At 33.8% G+C, this 18,561-nt stretch carries 13 protein-coding genes; 8 read left to right on the plus strand and 5 right to left on the minus strand.

Going from position 1 to position 18,561, the window contains the following annotated elements:
- Positions 1-51 precede the first annotated feature (51 nt).
- A complete protein-coding gene (locus tag KMW28_RS07405; RefSeq protein ID WP_169663952.1) occupies positions 52-1,173 on the minus strand; it encodes an acyltransferase family protein in 1,122 nt (373 codons plus the stop codon).
- A 352-nt stretch (positions 1,174-1,525) separates the two neighbouring features.
- Between KMW28_RS07405 and pgi the strand changes: the two genes are divergently transcribed.
- The 3 genes from pgi (at position 1,526) to KMW28_RS07420 (ending at position 7,670) form a co-directional block, all read left to right on the plus strand.
- Entirely contained in the window at positions 1,526-3,172 is a 1,647-nt protein-coding gene (gene pgi / locus KMW28_RS07410) for a glucose-6-phosphate isomerase (RefSeq protein WP_066208742.1), read from the plus strand.
- A 216-nt stretch (positions 3,173-3,388) separates the two neighbouring features.
- Positions 3,389-5,680: a PP2C family protein-serine/threonine phosphatase gene (locus KMW28_RS07415; protein WP_169663951.1), complete on the plus strand. Its 2,292-nt coding sequence runs from the start codon at positions 3,389-3,391 to the stop codon at positions 5,678-5,680.
- Positions 5,681-5,828: 148 nt separating this feature from the next.
- Positions 5,829-7,670 carry a sensor histidine kinase gene (locus KMW28_RS07420; RefSeq protein WP_169663950.1) on the plus strand — a complete coding sequence of 614 codons (1,842 nt, stop codon included), beginning with the start codon at positions 5,829-5,831 and terminating at the stop codon, positions 7,668-7,670.
- Here KMW28_RS07420 and KMW28_RS07425 read toward each other — a convergent pair.
- Positions 7,662-8,621 (minus strand): L-threonylcarbamoyladenylate synthase, encoded by a 960-nt coding sequence (locus KMW28_RS07425; RefSeq protein WP_169663949.1) that lies wholly within the window; start codon positions 8,619-8,621, stop codon positions 7,662-7,664. The genes KMW28_RS07420 and KMW28_RS07425 overlap by 9 nt on opposite strands.
- 7 nt (positions 8,622-8,628) lie before the next feature.
- Positions 8,629-9,387 (minus strand): VC0807 family protein, encoded by a 759-nt coding sequence (locus KMW28_RS07430; protein WP_169663948.1) that lies wholly within the window; start codon positions 9,385-9,387, stop codon positions 8,629-8,631.
- A 192-nt stretch (positions 9,388-9,579) separates the two neighbouring features.
- Between KMW28_RS07430 and KMW28_RS07435 the strand changes: the two genes are divergently transcribed.
- Positions 9,580-11,229, plus strand: a complete 1,650-nt coding sequence (locus tag KMW28_RS07435) for a caspase family protein (RefSeq protein WP_169663947.1) — start codon at positions 9,580-9,582, stop codon at positions 11,227-11,229.
- A 186-nt stretch (positions 11,230-11,415) separates the two neighbouring features.
- On the opposite strand, the gene KMW28_RS07440 is transcribed toward KMW28_RS07435, so the two are convergent.
- The gene (locus KMW28_RS07440) at positions 11,416-11,643 is read right to left on the minus strand and encodes a hypothetical protein (protein ID WP_169663946.1); all 228 of its coding nucleotides are present in this window, start codon (positions 11,641-11,643) and stop codon (positions 11,416-11,418) included.
- 192 nt (positions 11,644-11,835) lie between these two features.
- Here KMW28_RS07440 and KMW28_RS07445 point away from each other — a divergent pair, with 192 nt between their 5' ends.
- On the plus strand, positions 11,836-12,261 hold the full coding sequence (locus KMW28_RS07445; RefSeq protein ID WP_066208729.1) for an RrF2 family transcriptional regulator: 426 nt from the start codon (positions 11,836-11,838) through the stop codon (positions 12,259-12,261).
- 73 nt (positions 12,262-12,334) lie between these two features.
- Here KMW28_RS07445 and KMW28_RS07450 read toward each other — a convergent pair whose 3' ends face one another.
- On the minus strand, positions 12,335-13,609 hold the full coding sequence (locus KMW28_RS07450) for a M48 family metallopeptidase (RefSeq protein WP_169663945.1): 1,275 nt from the start codon (positions 13,607-13,609) through the stop codon (positions 12,335-12,337).
- 124 nt (positions 13,610-13,733) lie between these two features.
- Here KMW28_RS07450 and KMW28_RS07455 point away from each other — a divergent pair, with 124 nt between their 5' ends.
- The 3 genes from KMW28_RS07455 to KMW28_RS07465 are packed head-to-tail and all read left to right on the plus strand — an operon-like array spanning position 13,734 to position 18,480.
- Positions 13,734-14,447: a LytR/AlgR family response regulator transcription factor gene (locus tag KMW28_RS07455; RefSeq protein ID WP_169663944.1), complete on the plus strand. Its 714-nt coding sequence runs from the start codon at positions 13,734-13,736 to the stop codon at positions 14,445-14,447.
- Positions 14,448-14,501: 54 nt separating this feature from the next.
- Positions 14,502-17,927: a UvrD-helicase domain-containing protein gene (locus KMW28_RS07460; protein ID WP_169663943.1), complete on the plus strand. Its 3,426-nt coding sequence runs from the start codon at positions 14,502-14,504 to the stop codon at positions 17,925-17,927.
- Positions 17,914-18,480: a hypothetical protein gene (locus KMW28_RS07465; protein ID WP_066213159.1), complete on the plus strand. Its 567-nt coding sequence runs from the start codon at positions 17,914-17,916 to the stop codon at positions 18,478-18,480. The genes KMW28_RS07460 and KMW28_RS07465 overlap by 14 nt, the downstream gene beginning before the upstream one ends.
- The last annotated feature ends 81 nt before the right edge of the window (positions 18,481-18,561 follow it).

Here is an 18,561-nt window from a genome sequence, read left to right on the forward strand (position 1 = left end):
TCAAAATAAAATATAGGCCGCCTTATTTAATAATAGAGCGGCCTGTTTTTTTTATGAGTGAACCAATGGTTCTTTTTCTTCTTTCGACATCAAATACTCCTTTCGTTTCTTATTTAAATAGTGACGAATAGGTGTGTCCACATATTTCATCATCAAATAGCCAAAGACCAAACTGATCATAATACTTATGCTGGAGATAAATAATTGATCGTCTATACTAACCGTTTTACTTTTGATGTAATTTAGGAAGATAAATGCTCCCGAAATATGTGTCATGTACAATGGGTAGGATAAATCTCCCAAGAACTTACACCCTGATTCTAATGTGGAGTTCGTTTGAGCACCCGCTCCAATGGATAAGATCAGAGGGAATATTATCATTACAATAATTGACTCTGTAATCCAATCATTATTTACATGAGGGTAGAAGAAACAACCCAATAAAAGGAGTAAAGGAAGGAATAATCCTAACTTATTCTTCCAAATCAAATTGAATTTGTAGACCACTAAGCCTGCGATAAAAGAGTAGGTTACTCTAATAAATCCTCCCGTAAAAGTAGGGAAGTCCCATCCACTGTTGATCCATCCATCGGCATGTGCTTGATAAATCATAAATGCTCCAGCTACACTCAAAGAGGCTACTAACCATTTTTTATTCATTCTCCACAATACAACTCCATACACAATACTGATGATGTACTCAAAGAATAGCGACCAAGCAGGGGAGTTGAAAGGGAATAATGCATCCATTCTATAAGGAAGAATAGGTGTTGGAATAAGAAAGATTGAGCCTAAAAAGGAGATACTCATTTTATCCCACCCAACGGACCAAACGTCGGTAACAAAAGGATCTATTAAGTAGGCAATTAAGCCGATAATAGAACCTACAACAACCAACGGATGAAGTCGGATTAGACGGTTAATGAAAAAGTTTTTTACACCAATTTCTTTCATTCTGTGATTGTAAGCATAAGCAACGACAAACCCAGAAAGACAAAAGAAGAAATCTACCGCTAGGTAACCATGACCAAGGATATTGGTCTCATAATCGTCTAAATAGACGAGCTCTAAGTAATGGAAAATAAGGATGATGATGGCAGCAACACCTCGGAGACCATCCAAAATATGGAAGTGAGGTTTGCTTTTCGAAATTAAGTTGGTTCGATTTAGCATTTCTAGTAAGTATATTGACAGTAGACCTGTCGAGGTTTAACATAAATAGTCGCTCAAAACTACTTTTTGGGTGATGTTGAAAAGATGAAAAATTGATACATAATGTGTTTTTAGTAAAAATTCCCTCATTTCCTGTATATTTTTTTCCTTATTAGGAATTGCCTAATTATTAATTCCTGTTTAATTATAAACAAAACAATCCGTTGCATTTAAATTAGGGACAAAAATCACCAAATCCTTTACTTTTTCCCCTTGATCCCCTCAGATAAAAATGTAATTTTGTGACGGTGTTGAAGAGCCCATATTTTATGGCATCATCACAATCAAACTAATAATAAAAAGTATCATAATCATGTTGAAACAAATCAATCCAACATCAACAAACGCTTGGAAAGCTTTGGAAGCACACTTTGAAACAATGAAAGATGTGCAAATGAAGGATCTATTTGATACAGACGCTTCAAGAGCAGAAAAGTTCTCACAAACATTCGAAGATATTTTTGTTGACTATTCAAAGAACATTATCAACGATGAGACCCTAAAACTATTACTAGATCTTGCAAAAGAAACAGGTGTAGCAGAAGGTATTCAAAGTATGTTCAATGGAGAGCATATCAACGAAACTGAAGATAGAGCAGTATATCACGTTGCGTTGCGTAACCAATCAAACACTCCAATGGAGGTTGATGGTGAGGACGTAATGGTAGAGGTAAATCACGTACTTCGTCAGATGAAAGAATTTTCAGAAAAAGTAATTTCTGGAGATTGGAAAGGTTACTCAGGAAAATCAATTACTGATGTGGTAAACATTGGTATCGGTGGTTCTGATTTAGGTCCTTACATGGTGACTGAAGCGTTGAAGCCATATGCTACAAACGTAAATATTCATTATGTATCTAACGTTGATGGTACTCATATTTCTGAGACACTTAAAACATTAGATCCAGAAACAACAATGTTCATTATTGCTTCTAAGACGTTTACAACTCAAGAAACAATGACGAACGCGAACTCTGCAAGAACTTGGTTCTTAGAGTCAGCAAAAAGCGAAAACCACATCATGATGCACTTCGTTGCTTTGTCAACTAACGAAGAAAAAGTACGTGAATTTGGTATCGCTCCAGAAAACATGTTCCGTTTCTGGGACTGGGTTGGTGGCCGTTACTCTTTATGGTCGGCAATTGGTCTTTCTATTGCTTGTAACATTGGTTTCGATAACTTCGAAGAAGTATTGAAAGGTGCTCACGCAATGGATAACCACTTCAAATCAGCTGAATTTGGAGAGAACCTTCCTGTAATTTTAGCAGTATTGGGTGTTTGGTACAATAACTTCTATGGTGCTGAATCTCATGCATTGCTTCCTTACGATCAATACATGCACCGTTTTGCAGCTTATTTCCAACAAGGAGATATGGAATCGAACGGTAAATATGTAGATAGAGCGGGTAACCCTGTAGACTACCAAACTGGCCCAATTATTTGGGGTGAGCCTGGTACAAACGGTCAGCACGCATTCTACCAATTGATCCACCAAGGTACTAAATTGATTCCTGCTGACTTTATTGCTCCAGCAGTATCACAAAATCCAATTTCTGATCACCATCCAAAGTTATTATCTAACTTCTTTGCTCAAACAGAAGCATTGATGACAGGTAAGACTGAAGAAACTGTTGTAGCTGAATTTAAAGCTGCTGGTAAATCAGATGAGGAAATCGAAAGATTGAAAACATTCAAGGTATTTGAAGGTAACCGTCCAACAAACTCTATCTTGATGAAAAAATTAACTCCATTCACTTTAGGTGCATTGATCGCTATGTATGAGCATAAGATCTTCGTTCAAGGTGTAATTTGGAACATTTTCTCTTACGATCAGTGGGGTGTTGAGTTAGGTAAGCAATTGGCTAACAAAATCCTTCCTGAGTTGCAAGATGATGAGAAAATCACTTCACACGATTCTTCTACGAATCAGTTGATCAACAAATACAAAGAAATGAGATAGTTGTCTCTTTCTGCATCAATTATTTGATGATAAGAAAGCCCGTTCAATATAAATTGATCGGGTTTTTTTATGTCTCGTATTACCAAATTTTTATCAGATAAATACTTACTTCTTGTATATTTTTTTGATTCGTTTTAATACAAACAAAAAAGTAGTAATTTGGTATAGCTTTTATCAATTGACTAAATTTAAAAAGGTTCTCAAGAACATCACTTTATGTTTAAAAGGGTTCAAAACAATATATTTTCATTTTTTTTCTCAGTAGTAATCGTCACTTTTTTAGTATTAGTAGGATTACTCAATACCTTAATCAGTAATTTTGAAGATAATGCAGTTAGAGAGCGTCTTCATGATGTTGGTTTGGCTTTAAAAGACTTTATAATTAGAGATTTTGAAGAGAAGGAATCAATTGCGGTTACTTTATCAAAAACTATTACAGATGAAGAAATAGCCCCTCTTTATGCTAAATTGAAATCAACTGAAGGGAAGGAATATTCAACTAAAGAACTTCAATATAATTTTGATAGAATCTATCTTGATTATGGCAAAAAATATAAAGGAAAGTTCAATGAAGGAGATTTAAGCAAATTCCTAATTGAAGCTAATTTTGAGAAAAGTGGCATTCCATATATGCTATGGATGAACAATAAAAAGAATAAGAATGAAAAGCCCTATCTATCGTTCAGAACCCTCACTAATGTTTTAAATCAATTTGGAAAAGTAATCGATGCATCAGAAGTACTTTTAGTAAGCGTTGAGAAGGGGATTGTTTTGGGATCAAACAACAACGAATCCGAAATAGGGCAAACGGTATATAAAAAATTGTTTTCTGAAAAGGATATTCAGGAAATGGTACTGATGGTCAATGAAGGTAAGCGAGACTTTTATTGGTTGGATGTATCAAATTCAAAAATCAATTTAGGGAATACAAGATGTTATCTAGCTACTAAAATAGGCAAGAATAAGAAATATGTAATGCTATTTTCTTTCGATACTAATAAATGGCATTTTAATAAATCGGTAGAAGAACATTCTACAGATGTTTTCCTTACAGGGCTTGATGGTCTAATGCGTACTAACTCTTATATGTTCAAAAAAAATCCATCTGCGATTTGGTTAAGAATGTCTCAAGAAGGATATAATTTAGATGAGTTGGAAGCGGCTAAAAGCAAAAAATCAATTATTGGTTTTCAAAAAGTTGATCAAAAAATTCTAGATAGTATCAAAAAGTACGATGATTCGATCTTAGAAGCGAAAAGCGTAAACGGTATACATGTTTTGGCTAATGCAGTAGCACTAAAACGACCAGGTCTTGATTGGTATGTGGTGGTAGAGTGGAGTAGGGCTGTGGCTTTTGCAGAATGGGATAATCTAAGGGTATATATTAATAGTGTTTTAGCCATTGTAGCAGTCTTCTTTTTATTAGGCATTTTATATGGAGGGAAAAGACTTTCGAGTTTAATTTTCGCCTTTAAATCTGCACTCGCAGATTTAGTAAAAAACCCGAAATTATTCATGTCGAATAGTCATAAATATAGACATGTTTCTTCTGACATGATGCAGCAATTGGAAATCATTAGTGAAGAGATTATCAAATTATACGATCATAATGATAAGCTGCAAAACGATGTGAAGCTAGCGAATATTCATATGAAAAAAATGAATGTAACTATTGATAATCAAACTGTTGATCAGAAAAAGCTTCACAGGGAAAAAGAAAATGTGTCGAAAGATTTAAAGGAATATAAGCACAAGTATACTAAGGGGATTCATTCATTACAGAATATTCTTCAAACAAGCTTATTTGATGATAACTTAAATGTTGCCAATACATCAGGCCACTTTTTAATATCAAAAAAGAAATCTGAAATAAGCGGTGATTTTGTGTGGGTTTGTGAAAGAGAAAGCAGAGTATTCTTTGTAGTCGGCGATACTGGTAAAACAGATTTGCAAGGTGCGCTTCTGAGAATAGTACTTAGCGATTTATTCACGGAAATAGTGAAGGTGAAAAAAATATCATCACCAGATAGAATATTAGAATACCTTCATAAATTACTTTACGACTTAATTATTCGCGGAGAAGAAATATTTGATAAAGAGCTGTGTATGTCGGTTTGTGTATGGGATCGACAAAAACAAATGATAGAGTTTGCAGGAGCCAATCAATCTTTATTTGTCACTAGAGATGAAAATTATGAGGAATTTATAGGTGATGAAAACGGTGTTGGTGGGATAGGCAATGAATCTCAACTGAAATTCCAAAATCACTATATTCCTCTGAATAGAGTAAAAGTATGTTACATCTATTTGTTTACTGATGGAATTATTAATCAAAGAAACGCCGATAATGTAGCTTTCTCTAAAAACAGATTAAAAGAACTGATTATTGATGTACAAATTGAAGGAATTGATAAACAAGAAGAGTATATCAAAAAGACTTTAGAAGAGTGGAAAGGGGATATGCCGCAAGAAGATGATTTATCGCTTATGAGTATTAAAGTGATTTAACTTGATTCAAATTTGATGAAATTAGAATAATTCTATAAATTATAGTATTATTTGATAACGTTCTGACAGTTTATTAAAATTTAATATGAACTGTTTGTGTTAACTATACTCTTTCTGAATAATATACTTCACTAAATTACTGACTGTTATGTTAAATGGAAGCTTAAGAAGCAGGATATTAACTGCCTTCATTTCCTTTGCCATTCTCTTTGCTTGTATATCTTTTATCACTTATAAATATATAAATAGGAGTGAAAACTTAGATCAGGTAAAAGCATGGCTTCTAACAATGGAAGTAAGTGTACTTGATCTTATTAAGCAAGATGCTGCGGACTTGTTTAACGATTCTGCAATGCCTTTTAAGAATAACCAAGAGACAGAAATTTTTTTAGAAAATAGAAAAAATAAAGTAGAACTAGTTTCGGCAAGTATCGATAAATTATTAAGCAACGATAAAGTGGAAGAATGGAAGATAAATGATAATCTTCTTTTTGTTGATAGCTTAATTGATGAATACAATAGTATATTTTATGAATTGATAAATGCTAAAAGAACGTTAGGATCGGAATCAACAGGTTTATACAAAGAGTTTCTTGATAACGGAAATCAATTATTAGGATTAAAAGGGAGTGTCAATATTTCATATTATAATCGAATGCAACACCTTGCTGTGAAATATTTCTTAGACCCCAAGACGTCCTATGTACTGGAAATCAATAAAATTGCCGGAGAATTAAAGTCTCGTATAGACGGGACACAAGATAAAGCCTTTGCTCAACAAGTAGACAATTACCTTATTGTTTTTAATGAGATTGTACTGATACAATACCGTATCGGTCAGAATAGAAAAGATGGTTTAATCGGTAAATTACATAACAAGTCAGATTATATAGAATCCGAATTTGACTCTCTAAGTACAGATGTTTCTAATCGATTTGTACAGTTAATGTGGAAGATAAAATTATCTTATGCACTTGTAAGTTTAATCGCAGTGTTGTTTACGATGGTTGTCGGATATAATACCGCATTAAAAGTATCTACCCCAATTACGGTACTTGAGGGTAGAACTCGAAAAGTGATTGAAGATGGATATGTGCAAACAGAGAAAAATATCGATTTCAAATCACTTAGAAAGCCAACCAGTGAAGTGGCCTCCTTAGCCAATTCGTTTCAGGAAATGTATGATATGATTCAAAACCAGTTTAAGGAATTGGAAGCAGGTAATCATCAACTCAAAAAATCTGAAAAGCAATTGATGGAGAGTAACAAAATGAAAGATCAGTTCTTCTCAATCATATCTCATGATTTAAAAGGTCCTATCAACACTCAAATAGGGTTTTTAAAATTGATGATGGAAAGATCAAATGCTTTTACCCCAGAAGAGATCACCATACTTTCTAAGGATATGTATTTTTCTATGAAGAACATCATGGATCTTATGGAGAACTTACTTTCATGGTCTAGGTCTGCATCAAATTCACTTAAAATTGATAAGAAAGTCAACTCTATCAATAAAGTTCTTAATAAAAACTATGAGCTTTATAGCAGCACAGCCAAAAAGAAAAATATTCAACTAGAACTATTAGCGGAAGAAAACCTTTTTAGTGTATTCGATTTTAATAGTATAGACTGTGTGGTTAGGAATCTGATTTCTAATGCCATGAAGTTTACATCCGATGATGGAACAGGGGTGATTAGAATTGAAGCCTCCAAAGTTAAAGATGAGGTAAAAATCGTTATCTCTGACAATGGGGTAGGTATGAGTAAAGAAAATTTGGATAAGCTGATGAACCCAGAAGTACAATACTCAACCAAAGGAACGTCTAAGGAAAAAGGGGTTGGATTAGGAATGCTTCTCGTTCAAGATTTTGTGATGAGAAACAATGGTAGATTAGTAGTAGAATCTATGGAAGGAAAAGGCACTCAATGCATACTCAGGCTGTCTTTCCAACCTGAGTATGTAGAAATGCAAACTCCTGAATTAGCCTAGAGCAGCTGCTCGTTTTATCCTGTCGTTCATTGCACGACCAAGACCTTCTTCAGGCATCCATTCTCCAAGTATGAAGGATGGATTTTTTTTATCTATTAATCGAAGCGTTTTGAAAAGATTTCTAGCCGCCTCATTTAAATCACCTTCTTTAGAAAGGGTAAATTGATTTTCTTCAGGTACATTATCAAATGAAGAGGATAAAGATAAAGTAACAAAATCTTTGCCTTTGTACTCTTCAATCATCTTTTTTATATCACCCAATAACAATTGAGCATTAGGAGCATAATGTCTATGTAGCATTCCCGGAGCCTGAGGTTGTGAAGAAGACTGTGCGTTTACTTCCACCTTGCCTATCACTTTTTCAATTTCCTCCACAGGAATACCTCCTTTTCTGTAAATAGTCGGAATACCATTAGGAAAACCAACGATTGTTGATTCAACGCCAACAAAGCAATCGCCACCATCTAAAATATAATCGATTTTTTCGCCTAAACCGTCTTGTACGTGTTGTGCAGAGGTAGGACTGATATATCCAAAAGGATTAGCACTTGGGGCTGCTACCGGAAAATCTAATTGAGACAATAAATTTAAAGCCAATTGATGTTTTGGTACTCTAACAGCGACAGTATCTAATCCAGAAGTGATTAAATCGTGAATTTTTTCTGAACGTGGTAAAACCATTGTCAAAGAACCTGGCCAGAAAGCATCTGCTAGTTTTTGAGCAGCTTCAGGTATATCTTTTACGTAGGGAGATAAACGTTCTAGAGAATCGCTATGAACAATTAAAGGATCGAAGCTTGGACGAGCTTTTACTTCAAAAATATGCGCTGCAGCTTTTGGATCAAGTGCATTACCAGCTAATCCATAAACTGTTTCGGTGGGTAATCCAATTAGCCCACCTTTATCCAATACTTCTTTGGCTTTTGCTATAGATGAATCGATAATCGCCATAGTATGATTAATCGTTTAAGTTATTTTCTTCCTCCGCTTTTTTCTTTTCCATTTCTTCGTCGTAACCAACTAGAATTTCTTGGAATTCGTAACCTGTTAAACGAGTAATGCCTTTCGTTAAATACCATAAACCAACCACCATAAAAGCCATAGATGGAAGAGCAATGGCAACAAAACTGATGGATTGTAAGTAGGCAATCTCATCGTTAAAATCCTTAGTGTTGGCAGGACTTACCACAATTGCTTTGGCAATAACATAATTCAAGATCATAGAAACCAAGAAAGAACCTGCTACAATAAACGATGTATTTTTTAATAATTTCTTAAAAGCTACTTGGTGATTAGTTTCTTCTAGTTTACTCTCTATTTTATTAATATCCATAATCATATCATTGTAGATAAATTTGTTGACTAATGGATATTTGGTAAATGTAGAGAAGAAGATAAGAACAGCAATAACAAAAGGAACCATTGCTTCTTTAATGGCAATATATTCAGGGGGTAAGTTTAATAGTTTCACACCACCGGTTAAAGCCACATTTATGATACCAAGAACAGCGATGATGCTGACCTCTTTTCTAACTTTAAAATCATAAATACTGTAACCAATTGGAAAAGCTAAAGCAATAAGCATTGCATATAAGTCGCCTAAATATTCATCGTCACTTAGTTTTAAAAGTATTAAAACAGGAATAACAATATTAAAAACTAAACTCCATAAAGGGTTTTCTTTCTTTTTTACTTTCTGATCTACTTGCATTTGCATCTATTGAGGTATGAAGTTTGATACTTCTTTTTAAATTTGAGGAACTAAACTGGATAACAACTTCTATTAACTGAATAGAAAAACCAAATAAATGTGCCTCGAAACGCACAAAGATACAGAATATTAAATCCCTTAAAAATACAGGCTGTGAATAGACGTCAAATTTTTATTCTTTTACTGAATTTTATACTAGTGACTACAGGATTTTCACAATCCTCATTTCCCGAAGAATTTGATTTGGATGGCGACGAACGTTTTCCAAGTATTACTTCTGATGGTAAAACATTACTTTTTGCAAGAGAAAAAAAGAAAGGTTTCGATTTTTTCTTATCAAATAAAGTGGATGGAAAATTTATGCCTCCAACGAAATTGATATTACCTGATAATATGCCTTATCCTACCAGTCCAGTGATTAGTCACGATGGACGTTGGATTTATTTTTCGGCCATTAATAAAGGGAATCAAGGCGATATTTATAAAATGAAACGTTGGGGTAGAAGGTTAGGTAAACCTGAAATTTTGCCTTACCAGATCAATTCAAGAGGTTACGAAATGTTCCCTTCTCCAACAAAAGATGGAAAAGGACTGTATTTTTGTCGTTTAGAGGATAATTCTGATCCGACAAATTTAAAGTACGCGATTTACTATGCTGCACTTGATAATAAAGGAAATGTAATGGATGTCAAGAAATTACCAGAACCAATAAATCTATATTCTGAAAAAGAACCTAAGATCATGCCTGATGGTAAAACCTTATTTTTCATGTCAAAGATCAGTGAAGAAGGTTTAGAGTATGAAGTCATGTGTTCTATCAAAAATGAAGACGATACTTGGGGTGATCCTTTTCCAATTGATGCTTTAAATGCTCAAGATTATGCACACCCTCCTTGTATGGATGGTATAAGTAAAATGGCTTATTTCTCTCACGAAGGAAAATTAAAGGAATTGCATTGGGGACACATTCTAAAAGAAGAGAAGCAGGATAAAAAAGAAGTAGTCGTTAAAACAAGAAATAACGAGAACGATGAAGATAAGCAGGAGGATAAGGAAGAAGCTAAAACAGCTTCAAGACCTAGCATTTCCTCATTTTCTGATTTAGGTTTTGAAATTATAGAGTATGAACAAAAGCCTGTGTATAGAGCAATTATCATTGGAATTAATGATTATAAAGATGATAAGATTGCCAATTTGGATCGACCAGTAGATGATGCACAACAGATTCATGATATATTAACTAAGCATTACACTTTCCCTAAAGAAAACGTGACTTTTCTAAAGAGTCCAACCAGAGTAGAAATAATAGAAACGTTGGATAATGTGATGGAAGTAGCTAAGGAAAATGATCATATTTTAATTTTTTATGCTGGCCACGGACATTGGGACTCAAAACGTAAAGCTGGGTATTGGTTACCATCTGATGCAAAAGCAAAAAGTACGGCCAATTGGGTGAGAAATTCTACCATAAAAGAATACATAGCTTCTTATAAAGCAAAACATGTTTTATTAATTTCAGATGCGTGTTTTTCAGGAGGCATTTTTAAAACAAGAGCAGCATTTAATGATGCACCTAAAGCCATTAAAAATTTAGAAAAGCTACCTTCTAGAAAAGCCATGACAAGTGGAACATTAAAAGAAGTGCCAGATGAAAGTGTATTTGTGAAATACCTACAGAAAAGACTTTTGGATAATACGGAGAAATATATATCCGCACGATCATTGTTCGATAGCTTTAGAGATGCAGTGATGAACAACTCAGAAAACGTTCCTCAATTCGGTGTCATCAATTCAACTGGAGATGAAGGAGGAGATTTTATTTTTGTGAGAAAGGAAAAGTCAGAATAATCTCTGAATTTATAAAGAAAAGGAAAAGGGTTGAATAGATAATCAAACTATTCAACCCTTTAATTGTTAAGGGAAGATATATATCTTCTTATTTGGTACTACAATAAACAAAACTATTTCCTCTAAAGCAATAATTATAGTATTATAATATTGATTACTAGGACATTTGTAATGTGTATTGCCATATTAATTTGTAATTTGTTTCATCTTATTAAAACCTTTCTCCGCAAAGTTAGGTTCAAACTCTTGATAAGCGAAAATAGCAATAAGGATAATACCCACAATTACAGCCAAGCGAATGACAGCTTTTGCTACTTTCCAAAATACGATGATGATAGCGATAATGGCGATGAATAATGTAGAAAGTTGTCCTTGACTGAGTCCTACAAAAAAGTCTTGAATTTGATCCATCATAAAAAAATGAACTTAAGTGTACAGTTAAAAAAGAAAGGTGATAAATTCTTTATATAATTGCAAAGAAATTTAAATTTTATACTTAATAATTTTATATACTAGTCCTATTAACTAAATAGAATAGTACTATTTTTATAGATATATTTAAATTTGTATCTTGTTAGCACAACGAACATAAATTATAGACTTAATATGTTATCCAAAAAGACAAAATATGCATTAAAAGCATTGAGGTTTTTGGCTTCTAAATATGGCGATGGTCCAGTACTTATTTCTGATATTGCTAAAAAGGAAAATATATCTCAGAAATTCTTAGAGAGTATTCTTTTAGAGTTAAGAAAAGGTAGAATCCTAAGCAGTAAGAAAGGAAAAGGTGGGGGATATTATCTTATTAAGGATCCTCAAGAAGTGACTCTTTGCGATATTCATCGTATGATTGAAGGCCCTATTGCACCATTGCCTTGTGTAAGCCTTAATTATTACGAACCTTGTGAGGATTGCGAAGATGAAGTCAATTGCACCCTAAAAGCAGTTATGCTTGATGTTCGAGATGCACAGCTCGAAATATTAAAGAAAAAAACCATTCTAGACTTACTTCCAGAAAACTATATAGTTTAATGGTATTGTATAAAAAAGAGGTGACCTAATCTGAATGATTAGGTCACCTCTTTGCTTTTAATATATATGTGATTTATTCTTCCATTGCTTCCATTCTTTGAATTAATGGAGGATGAGAATAATGCATTTTTACATAACTATCGTGAGGAGTCAAATTGCTTAATGAATCCACCGATAATTTCTTTAAAGCTTCCACCAAAGCACTACTTGATGACGTGTCCTTAGCATAAGCATCAGCCTCAAATTCATTCTTTCTCGAGAATGCATTGACAATTAATCCTGTAATCATAGAGATTGGACTGTACAGCATTGAGAAAGCAACAAGGTTAAGTGGTGATAAATATCCACCAGTATTCGATTTAAAGAAACTTCCTAACTGTGTCATGTTATCAGCACCCATAGCTACCATCAGTTCTTTAGAATCAATAAATAAGCTCAATAACCAAAGTGTAATAAAGATATTTACTGCAGAGATCACAAACATTTGTAAGGTGTGCTTTCTTTTATAGTGTCCCACTTCGTGTGCCAATACTGCAACGATTTCATCCGTAGATAATTTCTCAATTAAAGTATCATAAAGCACAATATTTTTATTGCCACCTAAACCGCTAAAAAAGGCATTGGCTTTCGTCGATCTTTTCGATCCGTCCATCACCATAATTTTTCCCAGAGGGAAATCTACGCTGTTGGCATAAGTAGTAATAGCACTTAATAACTCACCTTCCTCTAGTGGAGTAAGTTTATTAAACATTGGCAAAATCACATTGGCATAGAACATTGTTGCCCCTAAAGCAAATAACATGAATACTACCCAAGCAATGATCCAATACGTAGAAGGGAAGTTGTGATAGAATGCTACAAAACCCCATAATAATAAACCGCCAAGAATAGCTCCTAATGCATATCCTTTTAATTTATCAAGAACAAAAGTACCTACAGTCATTTTATTGAATCCATACTTTTCTTCGATTTTAAAAGTATTCATCCACTCAAAAGGAATTCCGATAACATCAGAAATTAGTGCGATGATGGCAAAAAATGACAATAGCTGTATAGTATTATTATCAGAAAGGTCTAAGCAAAAAGAATTGATAACTGCATAACCTCCTGCTAAAAGTAAAATCATCGTTAATAAATAAGATGCTGCACTGCTGTAAAGACCTAAACGATCTTTTTCAGCTTGATACTCTTGTGATCTTTTATATTCCGCTGCATCATATAATCCTTCCAATTTAGAAGGAAGTTTGTTACTCATTGCTTTAATATTGAGGTGGCTAAGCACTCTTTCCAATACAAACTCGCCTGTTAGAATAGCTACAATAACTATCTTTAAAGTTTCTCCACTCATTGTTGTATTTTAAAAATTTCGTTCAAATTTAATAAAATAGCGCAGATCACAACACGATTTATGTTGAAAAGTTACCTTATCTTTCAGAACTTAGAGCAAGATTTACGATTAGACTTAAATAACATTGGACAATCAAAGAAACTATAAATGTTTAATTGTTGATGATGAACAATTAGCTAGAGATTTATTATCAGCCTACATTAAAAAAATACCATTTCTAGAAGAAGCGGGAAGTTGTTCCTCTCCTTTAGAAGCAATGCAGGTCATGAGAGAACAACAAATTGATATCCTATTATTAGATATTCAAATGCCGGAACTATCTGGGCTGGATCTAATAAAAAGTATGTCTAATCCACCTGTCGTGATATTTACTACTGCTTATTCTGAATATGCAGTGGAATCTTATGAGCTTAATGCCATCGATTATCTCTTGAAACCTTTTCCATTGGATCGCTTTATTAAATCCATAAATAAAGCGATAGAATGGATAGAAATGAAGTCTGAAACAGGAAAATCAGATGAAAAAGAAGAGTTTGTCTTTATAAAAGGAGATCAGAAAACGCATAAGGTGTTGCCTTCAGAAATAACATGTATCGAAGGTTTAAAAGAATATGTTTCCTTCTATTTAGATTCTGGAGAAAGGATCGTTTCACTTTACTCATTAACTAAATTAGAGAATGAATTAGCTCCTTTTGGATTTCTAAGAGTACACCGTTCTCATATCATCAATAAGAAAAAAGTAACCGCTTTTGAAAAACATATGGTTTGGATAGGTGATAAAGAAATTCCAGTAGGAAAAACCTACAGAGACAAAATTTTTGATATCCTGTCAAAATAATCAAGTACCTTCAAGGTTATAAATCAAATTCGTCTACCCTTAGCAAATTCCACATTGAGTACTTCAAAGAAATTCAATATTTATAGATCTTCGGCTGGAGCTGGAAAAACATTTACCCTAGCAAAGGAATACATCAAAATTGCTTTGCAAATCGAAAAGTTTGATGAAGAATTTAATCCAGACTACTTTCAACATATTCTAGCAGTCACTTTTACCAATTTGGCGACTGCAGAGATGAAAGAACGTATTCTAGAGCAACTTTTAAAGTTTTCCAAAGCTGAGAGTAAATTAGAAGATGATATGCTCAAAAGTATCATCAATGAGTTTTTTGGTTTTGGAATTGACGATAAAACACCTGATGAACAAAAAAGTCCTTTAGAGCCAGAAATCTTTAATAGAATAAAATCTAGATCTAAAATTGTTCATCAAAAAATATTGCACGGGTATTCTAACTTTTCCGTAAGCACCATTGATGCTTTTTCCCAAAAGGTAGCTCAAGCATTTAAAAGAGATTTAGACTTCCCATTTAATTTTGAATTGGTACTCGATTCCTCTAACCTTCTAGAAGATGCTATTTATAGTTTGATGGATAGAGTAGGTAAAGAAGAAGCTAAGGATCTGACGAAAGCATTAACTCAATTCTCTTTAAAAATGGCAGAAGAGGATAGGAGTTGGAATATAGTACCAAACATTAGCGATTTCGGTAAAGCACTTTTTGATGATAATCAGAGACGCATTATCGAAAAGTTGGGTATTAATCAGGAAACAAAAGAAGAATTAAGTATTGCTGATTTTTCGAAAATAGCCAACCGTCTTCGAAAAATAATATATGAGGACAATGAGAAGATTGTTCAGGATGCCTATAATACCATAAGAAAATCACTTTCTGATAATGGATTGTCATTGGATGAACTTAGCTCGAATGTAGGTAAAGCCATTATCAAATTTGATAAGCCATTATCTCAAATGGATAAGAAAAAGGATATTGGTAACCCGATTAAAAAGGTGGCTGAAAGTGGAGATCCATCTTCATTAACTACTAAAACGAATTATAAAAAGTTTGGCGGTCAAATGGACGCCGCTTATCCATTGATTCAATCGAGTGTAGCCTCAATTATAGAGGTAATTCTTTCTACTGAATTAATTAAAAAGGTATACGATAAAATTTATCTAGTCGGTACTGCATTGTTACTTCAAAAAGAGTTGGAGGTACAAAAGAAAGAGCAAGGTTGGATTCATATATCAGAAATAGGGGACAACATCAATAAGATAGTAGAGGATGCTCCAATTCCTTATTTGTATGAACGTTTGGGAGAACGTTATCATCATATTTTAATTGATGAATTTCAGGATACATCAAAAACACAATGGCATAACCTCATTCCATTGGTGTCAAATGCACTAACAGAAGAAGAGGGGAATAAATGTCTAGTAGTAGGTGATGCCAAGCAGTCAATTTATCGTTGGAGAGGCGGGCAGGCAGAAATGTTAGTGGAATTGCCTCATTTGCCAACAGCAAAAGGAACTGCTTTACAGCAAGAGGAATATGTCTTTGAAAAAGAAGCCAATCCATTAAAACTCGGCAAGAACTTTAGGAGTTTCCCAAACATCATTGAGTTTAATAATACATTGTATGAGTTTATTCGACAAGATGCAAAGAAGGAAATGCTAAGTAAATTCTACGAGGGGGGTGAGCAAGAAAAAGTAAAAAAACAAGGTGGACAAGTACGTCTGTCCATATTACAACAATCTGGAAGTGCATCAGATTCCGAAGAAATAAATCTAAAAAGAATCCACCAAGTAATTCAACAATTGGTTGAAGAAGAAGGTTATGCCTATAAGGATATTGCCATCCTCGTTAGAAAAAATGATAATGGTGCCAAGATCGCAGATTACTTAGTAAAAGAAGATGTAGAAGTGATTTCATCTGAGTCACTATTGGTCAATTCTGCTCCATCCATCCAATTTATGGTCAATATGATTCGCCTCCTAGCGAGAAGGTTGGATAAGATGCTATATATGGAGATTATCAGATTCTTGTTTGCTCACTTTAATGATATCAAAAACAATCGATGGGAGAAGAAGAATGAATCGCCAACCATTTTCCCAGGAAGCGATTATGTTGATTTAGGGAAGGCAATGAAAGAGTGTGAATCCCCATCCGATTTTGAAGCTATCCTCAAAAAAGAATTTGATGTTGATTTTGAATTATCCTCTTTCAGGAGAAAATCAATGTTTGATCAAGTCGAGTTTCTGATTCAGAACTTTCAATTAAATAAAAGAACAACGGAACAATCCTATCAAATGAAATTCTTGGGAGTGGTATTATCACATTCTCAGAAAAAAGGAAATAGTGCTCAAGAGTTTCTAAATAGATGGGAGAGTTTAAAAGATAAAGAGGCTATATCTGTTCCCGATAACATTAATGCAGTTCGAATTCTATCCATTCATAAATCGAAGGGTTTAGAGTTCCCTGTTGTGCTTTTGCCATTTGCCAATTGGTCGGTTAAACCTCAAAATAAATCGTCTAAATGGTTTAATTGGGAAGGAAATGATGTTATTCCAGAGTTAGGAGCAACTAATCTTCCTTTGTCATCCTACTTGGAAAACACGGAATTTGCAGAAGATTACTTAGAAGAAGTAGAAGAAACCTTTATTGATGCCGTCAATATGCTTTATGTAGCAACAACAAGAGCCAAGAAGCACCTTCATATTTTTACGGTAGATTCAAGGTTCAAATCCACTCAAGTAACCGATCTTTTATTGAAGTTTAAAGATTTCGCTTTTTCTCATGATAATTTTGATGCAAAAGAATTGGCATCAGTTACTATTTCTTCGGAAACAAATGAAGAAATATTTAACGAATATGAATTTTTCTCAGACGATGTACCTAACAAAAATGCTGAACAGATAGGTGCGGTCAACGAAATTAAGGAGATCATTCACACAGATCAATCGGAGCATTTGAGGATGAAAAGCGGCTCTTTGGAATTAGGCGAAAAAGAAATTCACTTAGAAGAAATTGCATTAGCCAAAAATAAGGGAGTAATTATTCATAAAGCCTTCGAAAAAATCAGATTTAAAGAAGACTATATTGAAGCATCCAATTATTTGGAGCGAAAAGGTTGGATTGATTACGAAGAATTATTGGAATATCAAGATGCAATACTGAAAATTATAAGTCACCCAGAAGTAAGTAGTTTTTTTGATAAATCATCCGGATATACTGTACTAAATGAAACTGAAATAATATCACCTAGAAAAGAACTCATGAAGGCGGCAATCGTAGATCGTCCTGACCGTTTGATGTACAAAGGTGATGAAGCGATAGTAATTGATTATAAGACAGGTAATCATAATGATCACCATGAAGTTCAAATCAAGCGCTATGGTACTGCTTTAAAGAAAATGGGTTTTAAGACCATTAAATTAATTTTATTATATACTGAAAATAACGATGTTCATCATGTTGAATTTTAAATCAAAAACTTTCTTGTCATTGACATTATTGTTACTCTCTTTCTCCATTGTTTCCGCTCAAAAAGGAAAAATGTTCCCCAAAATGGAGGCGACGACCATCAATGATAAAGAAATTGTATTGCCCAATGCTGTAAAAGGGAAGGCTACATTAATTGGAGTGGCCTATTCGAAAAAATCACAGGAAAATTTAGAGAGTTGGATGCAACCCATCTACACGACATTTATTAATCCTCCGAAATCGGATCTTTTTGGATCGACAACTTATAATGTCAATATGCAGTTTGTTGCCCTTGCTAGAGGAATTGCTAAAGCCGCAGAGAAGACATTGAAAAGCTCAATGAAAAAGAATATTGATAAAAAGTTACACGATAATGTAGCCATAGTTTTAGGAAGTGTAAAAGAGTATAAAAATTCTTTAGGATTGGGCGCCAAAGATGTTCCTTACTTTTTTATTTTAGATCCGAATGGCAAAATTTTATTTGTAACCAGTGGTAAATATTCCCCTTCAAAAATGAGTGCCATAGAGGACGCCTTGTACGATTATACCGAATAGTTGTTAAAGTTTTAAAAAACTCGCTATAACCCTTAAATGATCATTTATTTTAGTAAGCAGTTTTTTAGATTTGCGTTACTC

The organism is Flammeovirga yaeyamensis (assembly GCF_018736045.1).
Classification (GTDB): Bacteria; Bacteroidota; Bacteroidia; order Cytophagales; family Flammeovirgaceae; genus Flammeovirga; species Flammeovirga yaeyamensis.